The organism is Nocardioides malaquae, assembly GCF_015070385.1.
GTDB lineage: Bacteria > Actinomycetota > Actinomycetes > Propionibacteriales > Nocardioidaceae > Nocardioides > Nocardioides malaquae.
Map to the genome: position 1 here is coordinate 1 of NZ_JADCSA010000284.1, position 279 is coordinate 279.

Sequence of the window (279 nt, forward strand, 5' to 3'; positions counted from 1 at the left end):
CGTAACTTACAGTGGGTTTATATTATAGACCGCGGTGGCACATTTACAGACGTCATTGTCATCTACCCCGATGGCACCGAGAAGGTCTTCAAGTTATTATCCAAAGATCCAAAGAACTACCAGGATGCCCCCATCGAAGCCCTACGGCGAATCGTGGAGGAGGCAACTGGAACCAGTGTTCCCAGAGGCGTGCCGTTGGATATGAGTTGCATAGGTGCGTATACTAATTACGTGGGGAAAAACTAGCCCTAAGTTTACTGACGGGTAGCCAGGTTCCCT

At 49.5% G+C, this 279-nt stretch carries 1 protein-coding gene; it reads left to right on the top strand.

What is annotated here, in order from left to right:
- On the top strand, positions 1-246 hold a 246-nt coding region (locus IEQ44_RS15725), incomplete at its 5' end, for a hydantoinase/oxoprolinase N-terminal domain-containing protein (protein WP_193639407.1).
- Positions 247-279: the final 33 nt, after the last annotated feature.